This window comes from Streptomyces sp. NPDC007157, from assembly GCF_040634235.1.
In the GTDB taxonomy this organism is placed as follows: domain Bacteria; phylum Actinomycetota; class Actinomycetes; order Streptomycetales; family Streptomycetaceae; genus Streptomyces.
In genome coordinates this window covers 63,135-76,615 of the sequence record NZ_JBEYFE010000013.1, presented here as the reverse complement: position 1 = coordinate 76,615, position 13,481 = coordinate 63,135, and the positions used below count along the sequence as shown (strand labels likewise).

Here is a 13,481-nt window from a genome sequence, read left to right as displayed (position 1 = left end):
GGACCCCGGTCACCTTCGGGTACCCCGCCGGGCACCGGGTCAGGTGCCCGTCCGGTGCCCCCACACATAGACCTTGTCGCCCTTCTTCAGCACGCCCCACAGCTTCTTCGCGTCGCCGAGCTTGAGGTTCACGCAGCCCCAGGAGCCGACGGTGGTGTAGATGGAGCCGTAGACGGCGTGGAAGGCCTGGCCGCCGTCGAAGAACTGGGCGTACGGCATGGGCGAGCTGTAGAGGGTCGACCAGTGGTTCTTGTGGCGCCAGTAGACGGTGTGCCACCCGGCCCGGGTCGCGTACCCCTTCCTTCCGCTGCGCATCTGCACCGGCCCGAAGACCACCTTGCCGCCCTTCTGCACCCAGGTGACCTGCCGGTTGAGATCGACACAGGCGACCCGGTACGACTTCACGGGGCAGTTCTTCTTGGCGTTCGGGTTCTTCTTCGCCGAGAGCAGCATCATCTGGTACCAGGTCACGGGTCCCGCGAACCCGATGGCCGGCTTGATCTTGTACGTCTTCTGGAACTTCTGGACGGCCTTGCAGTCGGAGACGGACTGCTTCCCGTCCACCTTCAGCATCAGCCACTGCTCGATCTGCCGCTGGTACGGCCCGGTCAGCTTGGAGCAGCTCACCTTGGCGACGGCGTCGCTGAGCGGTACGTACTCGACGAGGTCGTACGCCCCCGGCGGCGCCGCCTTGGGCTCGACGGCGTCCTCCTTGACGCTGGGTGTGTACACCTTCGGCGCCAGCATCTGGTCGGGGGTGTCGACCTGCCAGGGCTGCCCGGGTCCGGGCGCGATCCCCGGCACCAGCTCCGACTCGGCGACGGCGGTGGGGGGTTTGGGGGCGGTGTCCGCGGCGACGCTCCCGGCCCCGAGGCAGAGCACGACCACGGCGGCGACGAGGGTCCCCGCGACCCCGCGCGCAGAACCGCCCCAACAACGCACGATTCGTCCACTAATCATGCGATCAGACAACCCCGCACACCCAGGAATCCGGCGAAGCCGCGCGGCCAGGTCACCCGACGGATGCAGACCCCTCGGGCGAGACGGGGGACACACACGACAAAGAAAAGCGAGCACGCCCCGTCAGCGGCACGGCCCCCACTCCACGACCGACGCCGACAGCACACGCCCCGTCAGGGGCGCGGGGAACTGCGCGACCAGCCCCCGTCCCACCCGCACCCGAACCACGGCGCTGCCCGTGACGGTGAGGTCCTGGCCTACCGAGTCGGGCGGGTGGGCGGGAAAACGCCCCTCCACGCCGCCCCCAACTCGTCCGCCACCGCATGGGCGACCGTCGGCGCCCCCTCCGCCGCGAACCGCCCCGCGAGCCCGTGCAGATACGCCGCCACACTCCCCGCGTCCCGCCCGTCAAGACCGGACGCCAGCAGCGACCCCGCCAGCCCCGACAGCACATCCCCGCTCCCCGCGGTGGCCAGCCACGGCGTCCCCGTCGCGTTCACCCGCACGGCCGCCCCTCCCCCCGCCGCCGCCACCAGCGTCGTCGCCCCCTTCAGCAGCACCGTCGCCCGATACGCCTCCGCCAGCTCCCGCACCGCCGCGAGCCGGCCGGCCTCGACCTCCTCCCGCCGTACCCCGAGCAGCGCCGCCGCCTCCCCGGCGTGCGGCGTCATCAGCGTCGGCGCCGTACGACCGCGTACCGCGTCCCGGTCGGCGAGCCGCAGCCCGTCCGCGTCGACCAGCACCGGCACGTCCGCCTCCAGCACCTCGGCGACGGCCTCGGCGTCGTCCCCGATCCCCGGCCCGGCCACCCACGCCTGCACCCGCCCGGCCTTGCGCGGGCCTCCCTCCGACACCAGCGTCTCGGGAAAGCGCGCCAGCACCTCGTCCCCGGCGGGCCCGACGTACCGTACGGCCCCGGCCCCGCCCCGCAAGGCCCCCGCGACGGCCAGCACCGCGGCCCCGGGATAGCGGGCCGAGCCGGCCGCGATCCCCACCACCCCCCGCCGGTACTTGTCGCTCGCCGCCCCCGGCATCGGCAGCAGCCGTGCCACGTCCACGTCCTGCAACGCCTCCAGCTCGGCCTCCTCGGGCAGTTCGAGCCCGATGTCGACCAGCCGCACCGAACCGGCGTACTCCCGCGCCGGATCGATCAGCAGCCCCGGCTTGTGCGTCCCGAAGGTGACGGTCAGGTCCGCCCGTACGGCCGCTCCCCGCACCTCACCGCTGTCCGCCTCCACCCCGCTGGGCAGGTCCACGGCGACGACGGCGGCCCGCGACCGCTCCACCACGGCGACCAGCGCGGCCGCCTCGGGCCGCAGCCCGCCCGATCCGCCGATCCCCACGATCCCGTCCACGACGAGATCGGACCGCAGGATCAACTCCTCGGCGGCACCCGCGAGTACGGCCGTACCACCGGCCCGGCGCAGCGCCGCGAGGCCACCCGCGTGGGTGCGCTCCGGCGCGAGCAGTACGGCCGTCACCCCCGCGCCTCTCCGCGCCAGCCGCGCCCCGGCGTACAGCGCGTCGCCGCCGTTGTCACCGCTGCCGACCAGCAGCACCACCCGGCTGCCGTACACCCGTCCGAGCAACTCGGCGCAGGCGGCGGCCAGCCCCGCGGCGGCCCGCTGCATCAGCGCCCCGTCCGGCAGCCGCGCCATCAACTCCCGCTCGGCCGCCCGTACCGTCTCCACGCTGTAAGCAGTCCGCATGCCCCGAGTCTCCCCCGGAACCGCCGGGGCGCGCATCCGCCCGCCCCGCCCGGGTCACCCCTCCGCGATCACCACCGCCGACGCCACCCCGGCGTCATGGCTGAGTGACACATGCCAGGACCGCACGCCGAGTTCCGCCGCACACGCGGCCACGCTCCCCTTCACGTGCAGGAGCGGCCGCCCGCTGTCCTCCACGACCACCTCCGCGTCCGTCCAGAGCAGTCCGGGCGGCGCCCCCAGCGCCTTGGCCAGTGCCTCCTTGGCCGCGAACCGGGCCGCGAGCGAGGCGATACCGCGCCGCTCCCCGCTCGGCAGCAGCAACTCCCGCTCCACGAACAGCCGACCGGCCAGCCCGGGAGTCCGCTCCAACGACTCCCGGAACCGGTCGATCTCGGCGACGTCGATGCCTACCCCGATGATGCTCACCCGGGCACTCTACGATCCGCCCGGCCGCCGCAGGCCCGCCCGGCCGCCTCGCCTCACTCCACCGTCACCGACTTCGCCAGGTTGCGGGGCTGGTCGACCTCGTTGCCGCGGGCCGTGGCCAGTTCGCAGGCGAAGACCTGGAGGGGGACCGTGGCGACGAGGGGCTGGAGCAGGGTGGGGGTGGCCGGGATGCGGATCAGGTGGTCGGCGTAGGGGACCACCGCCTCGTCCCCCTCCTCCGCGATCACGATGGTGCGCGCGCCCCGGGCCCGGATCTCCTGGATGTTGGAGACGATCTTGTCGTACAGGACGGACCGGCCGCGCGGCGACGGCACGACGACCACCACCGGCAGGTCCTCCTCGATCAGCGCGATCGGGCCGTGCTTCAGCTCGCCCGCCGCGAAGCCCTCGGCGTGCATGTACGCCAGTTCCTTGAGTTTCAGGGCGCCTTCGAGGGCGACCGGGTAGCCGACGTGCCGGCCCAGGAAGAGCACCGTCTTCTTGTCGGCGAGGGAGCGTGCGAGCGCCCGGACCGGCTCCATGGTCTCCAGGACCCGTTCGACCTCGCCGGAGATGTGCGAGAGGTCCCGGATCACGGCGCTGACCTCGTCGCCCCACTTGGTGCCCCGTACCTGGCCGAGGTAGAGGGCGACCAGGTAGCAGGCCACCAGCTGGGTGAGGAACGCCTTGGTCGAGGCGACCGCCACCTCCGGACCGGCGTGGGTGTACAGCACCGCGTCCGACTCGCGCGGGATCGTGGAGCCGTTGGTGTTGCAGATCGCCAGGACCTTGGAGCCCTGTTCCCGCGCGTGCCGCAGGGCCATCAGGGTGTCCATGGTCTCGCCGGACTGGGAGATGGCGATCACCAGGCTCCGTGAGTCCAGGATCGGGTCCCGGTACCGGAACTCGCTGGCCAGCTCCACCTCGCAGGGGATGCGGGTCCAGTGCTCGATGGCGTACTTGGCGATCAGGCCGGCGTGGAAGGCCGTACCGCAGGCGACGATGACGACCTTGTCCACCTCGCGCAGTTCGGCGGCGCCGATCCGGACCTCGTCCAGGGTCAGGGAGCCGTTCGCGTCGATGCGGCCCAGGAGTGTGTCGGCGACCGCCTTGGGCTGCTCGGCGATCTCCTTGAGCATGAAGTAGTCATAACCCCCCTTTTCCGCTGCCGACGCGTCCCAGTCGACGTGGTACGAGCGGACATCGGCGGGGGCGCCGTCGAAGCCCGTCACCGTCACGCCGTCCCGGCGCAGCTCCACCACCTGGTCCTGGCCCAGCTCGATCGCCGCCCGCGTGTGGGCGATGAACGCGGCGACGTCCGAGGCGAGAAAGGCCTCGCCCTCTCCGACGCCCACCACCAGCGGGGAGTTCCGGCGCGCGCCCACGACCACGTCCGGGTCGTCGGCGTGCACCGCGACCAGCGTGAACGCGCCCTCCAGACGCCGGCACACCAGCCGCATCGCCTCCGCGAGATCGGCGGTCACGGAGAACTCCTCCGCCAGCAGGTGCGCGACCACCTCGGTGTCCGTCTCGGAGGCCAGGTCGTGCCCGCGCTCGGCCAACTCGGCGCGCAGCGCGGCGAAGTTCTCGATGATCCCGTTGTGGACGACGGCGACCCGGCCCCCGTTGTCGAGATGCGGATGCGCGTTGGCGTCCGTCGGCCCGCCGTGCGTGGCCCAGCGGGTGTGCCCGATCCCGGTGGCACCGGCCGGCAGCGGCCGCTCCGTCAGCTCCTTCTCCAGGTTGACCAGCTTCCCGGCCTTCTTCGCCGAGGCCAGCCCGCCGTCGGCGAGTACGGCGACGCCCGCGGAGTCGTACCCGCGGTACTCCAGCCGCTTCAGCCCGGCGACCACCACATCGAGCGCCGACTGCGCCCCCACGTATCCCACGATTCCGCACATGAGCGGCAGCCTAAGCGCCGTCCCCCACCCGAACACGGCTCAGCGTGCCCGAAATCGGAAATTACACCGGGGTTCACATCCGTCCAACCGCACGCCACCGACACCGCCCCCTCCGCATCCAGGTACCGGTCCCGTGCACCCCACGTGACCCACCCCACCCCCCACCCAGTTCAAACTCCGTTAACAATGGAATGTGATCTCTCCGGTCTCCCCGATGCCCCGGAGCGCCCACCGGCACAGGCCGGAGGCGACTCCCTATGTCGACCTCACGCGTTCCGAGTGGAGCGCGCTGCGCGACAAGACGCCGTTGCCGCTCACCGCCGAGGAGGTCGAGAAGCTGCGTGGCCTCGGCGACGTCATCGACCTCGACGAGGTGCGGGACATCTATCTCCCGCTGTCCCGGCTGCTCAACCTGTACGTCGGTGCCACCGACGGGCTCAGAGGCGCCCTGAACACCTTTCTCGGCGAGCAGGGCTCGCAGTCCGGCACCCCGTTCGTCATAGGCGTGGCGGGCTCGGTGGCCGTCGGGAAGTCGACCGTCGCCCGGCTCCTGCAGGCCCTGCTCTCCCGCTGGCCCGAGCACCCGCGCGTCGAGCTGGTGACGACGGACGGCTTCCTGCTCCCCACCGAAGAGCTGGAAGCCCGCGGTCTGATGGCACGCAAGGGCTTCCCCGAGTCGTACGACCGCCGGGCCCTGACCCGCTTCGTCGCCGACATCAAGGCAGGCAAGGACGAGGTCACCGCCCCCGTCTACTCGCACCTCATCTACGACATCGTCCCGGACCGCAGGCTCACCGTCCGGCGCCCGGACATCCTGATCGTCGAAGGACTCAACGTCCTCCAGCCCGCCCTCCCCGGCAAGGACGGCCGCACCCGGGTCGGGCTCGCCGACTACTTCGACTTCAGCGTGTACGTCGACGCGAGCGCCGAGGACATCGAGACCTGGTACCTCAACCGCTTCCGCAAGCTGCGCGCGACCGCCTTCCAGAACCCGGACTCGTACTTCCGGAAGTACACCCAGGTCTCCGAGGAGGACGCGGTCGACTACGCCCGCGGTCTGTGGCGCACCATCAACAAGCCCAACCTGGTCGAGAACATCGCCCCGACCCGCGGCCGCGCCACCCTGGTCGTCCGCAAGGGCCCTGACCACAAGGTGCAGCGACTGAGGCTCCGCAAGCTCTGACACCCCGCCTGTCGCAAGCGCCTCGTGCCGGATCCGCGCCTGATCACCACCCCGGCGGACCGCACGGACGACGTGGTCCGGCCGCTCGGAAGAACGGTCGGCACCGCACGCCCCGTGGGTCCTGCCGGGATCAGGAAGCAGCGGCGTCGACAGACCCAGGGGCGCGAGGAACCGCGCGACCGGACACGACGAACCAGCAGGCCGCCGCGCACCGGCCCCGCCACCTCGAACCCGGCGGAGAACCTACCCCAGCGCGGACTTCACGGCGTCGGCCAACCGCCCCGCCACCGACCGCGCCTGCTCGATGTCCGCGGCCTCCACCATCACCCGTACCAGCGGCTCGGTGCCCGAAGGGCGAAGCAGCACGCGCCCCGTCTCCCCCAGCTCCCGCTCCGCCTCCGCGACCGCCGCCGCCAGGTCCCCGGAGGTCCTCACCCGGGACTTGTCGACGTCCGGCACGTTGATCAGCACCTGCGGCAGCCGCTCCATCACGCCCGCCAGCTCCCGCAGCGACCGCCCGGTCTGCGCGACCCGCGCCGCCAGCAGCAGCCCGGTCAGTGTGCCGTCACCGGTCGTCGCGTGGTCGAGGATGATGACGTGCCCGGACTGCTCGCCGCCGAGGGCGTACCCGTGCTCCTTCATCTCCTCCAGGACGTACCGGTCGCCGACCGCGGTCTGGATGAGGCGCAGCCCCTCCCGCTCCAGCGCCAGCTTGAAGCCGAGGTTGGACATGACGGTGGCGACGACGGTGTCGGCGCGCAGCGCGCCCCGTTCCCGCATGGCCAGCGCCAGCACCGCCAGGATCTGGTCGCCGTCGACCTCCTCGCCGGTGTGGTCGACGGCGAGGCACCGGTCCGCGTCGCCGTCGTGGGCGATACCGAACGCGGCCCCGTGCTCGACGACCGCGGCCTTCAGCTTGCCGAGGTGCGTGGAGCCGCAGCCGTCGTTGATGTTGAGCCCGTCCGGCTCCGCGCCGATCGTGACGATCTCCGCGCCGGCCCGGCGGAACGCCTCCGGCGAGACCCCCGCGGCCGCGCCGTGTGCCTCGTCCAGGACGACCTTCAGCCCGTCGAGCCGGTTCGGGAGGACCGACAGCAGGTGGGCGACGTACTGCTCGGAGCCCTCGTCGTAGGACCGGACCCGGCCGACGCCCGAGCCGGTGGGCCGCTCCCAGGGCTCGCCGTGCCGGTGGGACTCGTAGACGGCCTCGATCCGGTCCTCCAGCTCGTCGGCGAGCTTGTGGCCGCCGCGGGCGAAGAACTTGATGCCGTTGTCGGGCATCGCGTTGTGGCTGGCGGAGAGCATGACACCGAGGTCGGCGCCGAGTGCGCCGGTCAGGTGGGCCACGGCGGGCGTGGGGAGGACACCGACCTTCAGCACGTCCACGCCGGCGCTGGCCAGGCCCGCGACCACGGCCGCCTCCAGGAACTCCCCGGACGCGCGTGGATCCCGTCCGACGACCGCCTTCGGCCGGTGGCCCTCGAACGTGCCCACCTCGGCCAGCACGTGCGCCGCCGCGACCGACAGCCCGAGCGCCATCTCGGCGGTCAGGTCCGCGTTGGCGACGCCGCGCACGCCGTCCGTGCCGAAGAGTCGTCCCACTTGTCCTCCTGAAGAAGCGTCCTTGCTGCCAGGAAATGATGGCAGGCGCTTAGTCATGCGATCACACCAGCCTTTGAGCGTCTTGTGTCGTTATACGCCCTTGACCGGGATAAACGAACGCCCCGGCGGCACATGTGGCGTGCCGCCGGGGCGTTCGGAGTACGCGCCGAGCCAGAACCCGGTTGCGCGGGCCAGGCCCGTACGTGCGTACGTGCAGGCAGCGGGCGATTAACGCTTGCTGTACTGCGGAGCCTTGCGGGCCTTCTTCAGACCGGCCTTCTTGCGCTCGACCGCACGGTCGTCGCGCTTGAGGAAGCCGGCCTTCTTGAGCGGGCCGCGGTTGTTGTCGACGTCGGCCTCGTTCAGCGCGCGGGCGACACCGAGACGGAGCGCACCGGCCTGACCGGAGACACCGCCACCGGAGATGCGGGCGACGACGTCGTAGCGGCCCTCGAGCTCCAGCACCTTGAAGGGCTCGTTGACTTCCTGCTGGTGCACCTTGTTGGGGAAGTAGTCCTCAAGGGTGCGACCGTTGATCTTCCACTTGCCGGTGCCCGGGACGATCCGGACGCGGGCGATGGCGTTCTTGCGACGGCCCAGGCCGGCGGCCGGCTGCGGGTCGCCGAAGCGGGAGGCGAGGGACTCGGAGGTGTACTCGCCCTCGACGGGGACGTCCGTCTCCGTGGTGTAGCTGTCGATGTCGATCTCTTCGAGCGGCTGCTCGGCAGTGGTCTCGGCCACGATGCTCCTCAGATTCTCTTCAGTCTTAGGGGGTGGCCGGACTTACTGCGCGACCTGGGTGATCTCGAACGGAACCGGCTGCTGCGCAGCGTGCGGGTGGTTCTCGCCTCGGTAGACCTTCAGCTTGGAGAGCATCTGACGGCCCAGGGTGTTCTTGGGGAGCATGCCCTTGACGGCCTTCTCGATGGCCTTCTCGGGGTTCTTGTCCAGCAGCTCGTCGTAGCGGACGGAGCGCAGACCACCCGGGTACCCGGAGTGGCGGTACGCCATCTTCTGGGTCCGCTTGTTGCCGGACAGGTGCACCTTGTCGGCGTTGATGATGACGACGAAGTCACCGGTGTCGACGTGAGGGGCGTAGATCGGCTTGTGCTTGCCCCGCAGAAGGGACGCGGCGGTGGTGGCGAGACGACCCAGGACGATGTCCTGAGCGTCGATGACGTGCCACTGGCGCGTCACATCGCCGGGCTTGGGGCTGTACGTACGCACGGTTCGTAGCCTTCGCTTCGAGTGAATGGTCCTGAACAGGTCACCGAAACGATCACGACAGCCTGAGCCACTGCGGCGACGCATACCGCGTACGTGGGGTTGCTGGTCATCGGCCCGGTGGACCGGTGTAAGGGCCCGTCCCGTGAGAATGAGCAAGCCAATACACAACGAAGAGTCAGCGTACCGGGGTGCCCCCGGACGGGTCAAAACGAGCTCGCGCAGACTTCGGAGGCGCGCGACGGCGACGGGATGCTCCACCGTGCCCCAAAGGTCCACTATCACCCTTCGTACTGTCGCACCGGTACCCCTCGACCCCCGTCTAAGATGCGCCCCATGAGCTATGGGCAGGGGGGACCCCAGTCCCAGTGGGATCCCTGGAAACCGCAGTCACAGCAGCCCTGGAGCGGCGGCGCCGACCAGACTCCGGACTGGGCCGCGCTCGCCGAGGCCTCGGAGACGCGCAACAAGCGGCGCAGAGTGCTGTTCATCGGCGGTGGCGTGGTCGCCACGCTGGCGATCGGCACCGCCGTCGCCATGGCCGTGGTGTCCGCGAACGGCGACAACAAGGCCTCCGGCACGCCCAGCAACCTGCCCGCGAGCGTCTCGCTGCCGAGCGGGTCGGCGGCCTCGGCGCCGTCCTTCGCGCCGACCAGTGCGCCGCCGCCGCTGGATCCCGAGGAATTCATATCCAGCGTGAAGAAGGACACGGCGCCACTCAGCGCCGAGACCCTCTTCCCGGGCACCCAGCTGACCATGGGCGAGACGGTGTACAAGAAGGGCGCCACGGCCGACACCAAGAAGTGCGCCACGGCCGCCAAGGGCACCCTCCCGAACGTCCTCACCAAGAACCACTGCACCCGGCTGCTGCGCGTCACCTACTTCAAGGACGGCGCCGCGGTCACGGTCGGCGTGGCCGTCTTCGACACCGAGGCGCAGGCGGCCAAGGCCAAGACCGAGGCCGACAAGAAGGGCTTCGTCACCGCGCTGGCCGGCTCCGGGGCGAAGGCCTTCTGCGTCTCCGGCGTCTGCCGTACGACGACCAACTCCTACGGCCGGTACGCCTACTTCACCACCGCCGGCTTCCTCAACGGCAAGGACGTCACCACCAAGGACACCAAGGTCTTCCAGACCGGTGACGACCTGGCCGAGTTCACCTTCCGGCAGATCCGCAGGCGGGGCGAGGCGCAGGCCTCCGCGGCCGCGAACCAGTGACGCGTCCGCGGGGCGCGTGAGAGCTCCCGGGCCCGACCGGTGACCAAGGCGACCGCGTCGCCCGACTCGCCGTCGAGCCCGCCCAGGCCCTGACCGGCGGCACAATGGCCTCGGGTTCGGTCGGGGAGGGACGGGGGCGGGCGAGGGTCATGCGCATGCGGGGACGGGTCGGGCTCATCGGTGCGGGTGCCGCCGCCGGACTGCTGGGGCCGCTGGCACTGTGGCGGGCCTGGCAGGACGGCGCGGACGGCGCGCGGGTCCCGCGGCTCGCCCCCACCGACCTGCGGGACCGCGACCCCGAGGCGACACCCGCGGCCCGCCGGGTCTACGCGCTGCTGGCCGGCCTGGAGAACGACGCCCGCCGCGGCCGTACGACCCGTACCGTCATCGGGCAGCACGTGGAGCTGCAGAACGAGCGCTACAACGCGGGCTACGGCGACTACCGGGGCACCAAGCAGCCGGGCTACTACTACCGCAAGGCCCGGGACATCACCGGACGGCTGCCCGGTTTCGTGGAGCTGGACCTCGGGCCCGGTTACGGACAGCCGGGCTGGGCGGTGGGCACGGCACGCTCCTACTCCCGGGCCTGGCCGGCCTGCCGGCGCTTCTGGGGGTACACCGAGGACGCCGTGGACCTCGCGGTCGGCGTGTGGTCGGGCCTGCCCCGGGCGGCCGACGGCTCCTACCGGCCCTCCGGCACGGACCAGGAGTGCGCCTCCGGCACCGAGGTCTCCCTGCCGCACAACGGCGGCGGCCCCGCGGGCCTGGTCGGCTTCTCCTTCCACCAGCCCTACCCGGGCAGCACGGTCAAGGGGTTCGAGCAGACCCTGCTGCGCAACTCCCCCGGCGCGCGGGACAGCGGCTGGTTCCACCGGGTGGTCACGCCGGGCAGCGCCGAGTACCGGGCCCTGCTGCACGACCTCGACTTTCTCGCGGACCACCTCGGCTATCTCGCCGACCAGGGGGTGCCGGTGCTGCTGCGCCCGTACCACGAGATGAACACCCGGCCGGGCCACGGCTTCTGGTGGGCGGGGCAGGATCCCGCCGCCTTCCGGCAGCTGTGGCGGCTGGCCCACGACCACCTGGTGCACCGGCGCGGCCTGCACAACCTGATCTTCGTCTGGTCGCCGAGCTCCTGGGACAGCACCTACGGCCGGCGGCCCGACGCCTACTACCCGGGCGGCCGCTATGTCGACGTCGTCGGCGTGGACGCCTACAGCGACACCCCGGCCACTCCGGCCGGCGGGGCCTGGACCGAGGTCTGGTACCGGGGCCTGGAGGAGTACCGCAGGCCGCGCGTCGTCGCCGAGTCCTTCTACGTCCCGCTGAACGCGGCGCAGCCCGAGACCCTCACCCGGACGCCGTGGGTCATGTGGACGGTGTGGGGCCAGGCGCTGTCGTACGACAATCTCGCCGCGCCCCGGGGGAAGAACACCACGGCCGATGTGAAGCGGACCTACGGCTCACCGAAGGTGATCACCGGTGGACGCCCCGTCCGCGTTTCGGATGTGGACTGGGAAACGCTCCGCAAAGGTCACTGAGGTTAACTTCTGAACACAATTCCCACACACGCGTTCCCATGTACCGCACATACATGCAAGGATCGCTGTTCTGTTCGGTCAGTGGTTCGGGCGCCCGGGGGGGCATCTGAGAGGCGGCTGACCGAGGCGCCTATAGAAGGCGCGGGGGGATCGATCCCGGAACAGCACAGCGGTCGTGGCGTGCTCCGCCATGCCGCGGCCCAGGTCCGTCGATGCCCCCGCGCACCACCGATCTCACGGGGAGTTCCACAGCCGTCATGGCATCGACAACGGTCGACGGTGGTACGCCGCAGTCGCGGCACACCGCGAAACTGGCGAAGCGCACCGCCGCCTGGAAACCGGGCATCCTGCCGTTCCTGATCCCGCTGGTCCTCCTGACCCTGTTCAGCCTGTGGTCGTACACACCCAGCCACTCGCCGCTGGCGTGGCTCATCACCATCTGCTGGGCGCTTCCGGTTCCCGGTGTACTCGTGTCAGTACAAGGGTTCTTCCTCATCCGGCGGCGGCTCCGCAAGGCCCATCTGATGACCCCGCCGGCTCCGGTGGACCAGGACTTCCTGATCGTCCTCGTCCCCACCATCGGACGCCACGACACCTACCCGGCCCTGGAGCGCTCCGTCCTCTCCTACGTGGAGCACCTCCCGGAGTGGTTCCCGTACATGCGCGTGGACGTGCTCACCGAGGAGGGCTGCGAAGCCGGCCCGCGGATCGACGAGCTGGCCGCGGTCAGCCCGCTGATCCGCGTGGTCACCGTGCCCAAGGCGTACGAGACCGAGAACGGCACCCGCTTCAAGGCCCGTGCCAACAACTACGCCCACGAGCTGCGCATCGCCGAGCGCGAGGCCCTCGACCACGTCTGGGTGCTGCACATGGACGACGACACCGGTGTCGGCCCCGACACCTCGGCGTCCCTCGCCCAGTTCATCAACCGCCAGCGCCGTGCGGCCCCCGAAGAGGTCAAGCACATGGCGCAGGGCATCCTGACCTACCCGCGCGAGAACGCGGTGAGCCTGCTGACCTGGTTCGCCGACGCCATCCGCCCCGCCGACGACATCGCGCGCTTCAGGGCCTTCACCGGCCTCGGCACCCCGGCGGCCGGTGTGCACGGTGAGCTGCTCGTCATCCGTGCCTCCATCGAGGCCGAGATCGGCTGGGACTTCGGCCCCAGGGAGATCGTCGAGGACGCCCGGCTCGCCCTGACCTTCTGCCGTCTCTACCCGGGGCGCAGCGACTGGTTCAACGGCCGCTGCTACGGCGCCTCACCGGCCAACGCCAAGGACTTCATCAAGCAGCGCGAGCGCTGGGCCTGGGGCCTGGTCGCCCTCTGCTTCAACCGCAGGGTCCCGCTGCGCTACCGCTGGTTCCTGACCATCTGCGTGACGAGCTGGATCCTCGGACCTCTTCAGCACGTCGGCACGATCATCTTCGTCGCCTGGTTCATCGGCGACATGAACACCTCGCCCGTGACCCAGTCCGTGGTCATTCTGTGGTCGATCAGCTTCGCGTACGTGATCTGGGCGTACTGGGAAGGGCTGCGGCTCAACGCGATCGCCTCGGTCAGCGGCCGGCGCAGGTGGTGGGAGCCCATGGCGGTCCTCCTGCTGCTGCCGTACTTCTCCCTCATCGAAGGAATCGGGGGCATCAAGGGCCTCTGGAAGTTCCTCCGCCGTGAGGAGAACAAGTTCGTCGTCATCGCCAAGCCCGCCTGACCCGGAAGAGA

At 70.9% G+C, this 13,481-nt stretch carries 11 protein-coding genes; 4 read left to right on the top strand and 7 right to left on the bottom strand.

Features of this window, described 5'->3' with window-relative positions; genetic code table 11:
- Positions 1-39: 39 nt before the first annotated feature.
- The 4 genes from ABZ642_RS23830 to glmS form a co-directional block, all read right to left on the bottom strand.
- Positions 40-960, bottom strand: coding sequence for a L,D-transpeptidase (locus ABZ642_RS23830; protein ID WP_360487477.1), 921 nt, complete (start codon positions 958-960; stop codon positions 40-42).
- 257 nt (positions 961-1,217) lie between these two features.
- Positions 1,218-2,669, bottom strand: a complete 1,452-nt coding sequence (locus ABZ642_RS23825) for an NAD(P)H-hydrate dehydratase (protein WP_360487474.1) — start codon at positions 2,667-2,669, stop codon at positions 1,218-1,220.
- 54 nt (positions 2,670-2,723) lie between these two features.
- Positions 2,724-3,095 carry a holo-ACP synthase gene (locus ABZ642_RS23820; protein WP_351742222.1) on the bottom strand — a complete coding sequence of 124 codons (372 nt, stop codon included), beginning with the start codon at positions 3,093-3,095 and terminating at the stop codon, positions 2,724-2,726.
- A gap of 53 nt (positions 3,096-3,148) precedes the next feature.
- Positions 3,149-4,996 (bottom strand): glutamine--fructose-6-phosphate transaminase (isomerizing), encoded by a 1,848-nt coding sequence (glmS, locus tag ABZ642_RS23815; protein ID WP_360487470.1) that lies wholly within the window; start codon positions 4,994-4,996, stop codon positions 3,149-3,151.
- Positions 4,997-5,210: 214 nt separating this feature from the next.
- Between glmS and coaA the strand changes: the two genes are divergently transcribed.
- The gene (gene coaA, locus ABZ642_RS23810) at positions 5,211-6,179 is read left to right on the top strand and encodes a type I pantothenate kinase (RefSeq protein ID WP_360487467.1); all 969 of its coding nucleotides are present in this window, start codon (positions 5,211-5,213) and stop codon (positions 6,177-6,179) included.
- Between the two features lie 243 nt (positions 6,180-6,422).
- Here coaA and glmM read toward each other — a convergent pair whose 3' ends face one another.
- From glmM to rplM, 3 genes are all read right to left on the bottom strand, one after another.
- Positions 6,423-7,781, bottom strand: coding sequence for a phosphoglucosamine mutase (gene glmM, locus ABZ642_RS23805; protein WP_360487464.1), 1,359 nt, complete (start codon positions 7,779-7,781; stop codon positions 6,423-6,425).
- Between the two features lie 228 nt (positions 7,782-8,009).
- Positions 8,010-8,522, bottom strand: coding sequence for a 30S ribosomal protein S9 (gene rpsI, locus ABZ642_RS23800; RefSeq protein WP_360487461.1), 513 nt, complete (start codon positions 8,520-8,522; stop codon positions 8,010-8,012).
- 42 nt (positions 8,523-8,564) lie between these two features.
- On the bottom strand, positions 8,565-9,008 hold the full coding sequence (gene rplM, locus ABZ642_RS23795) for a 50S ribosomal protein L13 (RefSeq protein WP_351933140.1): 444 nt from the start codon (positions 9,006-9,008) through the stop codon (positions 8,565-8,567).
- Between the two features lie 333 nt (positions 9,009-9,341).
- On the opposite strand from rplM, the gene ABZ642_RS23790 reads away from it, so the two are divergent.
- The 3 genes from ABZ642_RS23790 to ABZ642_RS23780 all read left to right on the top strand — a co-directional run bounded on the left by ABZ642_RS23790 (position 9,342) and on the right by ABZ642_RS23780 (position 13,470).
- Positions 9,342-10,220 carry a hypothetical protein gene (locus ABZ642_RS23790; protein WP_360487457.1) on the top strand — a complete coding sequence of 293 codons (879 nt, stop codon included), beginning with the start codon at positions 9,342-9,344 and terminating at the stop codon, positions 10,218-10,220.
- A 155-nt stretch (positions 10,221-10,375) separates the two neighbouring features.
- On the top strand, positions 10,376-11,761 hold the full coding sequence (locus tag ABZ642_RS23785; RefSeq protein ID WP_360487454.1) for a glycosyl hydrolase: 1,386 nt from the start codon (positions 10,376-10,378) through the stop codon (positions 11,759-11,761).
- Between the two features lie 257 nt (positions 11,762-12,018).
- A complete protein-coding gene (locus tag ABZ642_RS23780; RefSeq protein ID WP_360487451.1) occupies positions 12,019-13,470 on the top strand; it encodes a glycosyltransferase family 2 protein in 1,452 nt (483 codons plus the stop codon).
- Positions 13,471-13,481: the final 11 nt, after the last annotated feature.

What these genes read in the sequence shown, in the direction of transcription:
- coaA (WP_360487467.1), top strand. Translation starts at nt 5,211, where the DNA reads ATGCCCCGGAGCGCCCACCGGCACAGGCCGGAGGCGACTCCCTATGTC.
- ABZ642_RS23830 (WP_360487477.1), bottom strand. Translation starts at nt 960, where the DNA reads ATGATTAGTGGACGAATCGTGCGTTGTTGGGGCGGTTCTGCGCGCGGG.
- ABZ642_RS23825 (WP_360487474.1), bottom strand. Translation starts at nt 2,669, where the DNA reads ATGCGGACTGCTTACAGCGTGGAGACGGTACGGGCGGCCGAGCGGGAG.
- glmS (WP_360487470.1), bottom strand. Translation starts at nt 4,996, where the DNA reads ATGTGCGGAATCGTGGGATACGTGGGGGCGCAGTCGGCGCTCGATGTG.
- ABZ642_RS23780 (WP_360487451.1), top strand. Translation starts at nt 12,019, where the DNA reads ATGGCATCGACAACGGTCGACGGTGGTACGCCGCAGTCGCGGCACACC.
- ABZ642_RS23790 (WP_360487457.1), top strand. Translation starts at nt 9,342, where the DNA reads ATGAGCTATGGGCAGGGGGGACCCCAGTCCCAGTGGGATCCCTGGAAA.
- ABZ642_RS23785 (WP_360487454.1), top strand. Translation starts at nt 10,376, where the DNA reads ATGCGGGGACGGGTCGGGCTCATCGGTGCGGGTGCCGCCGCCGGACTG.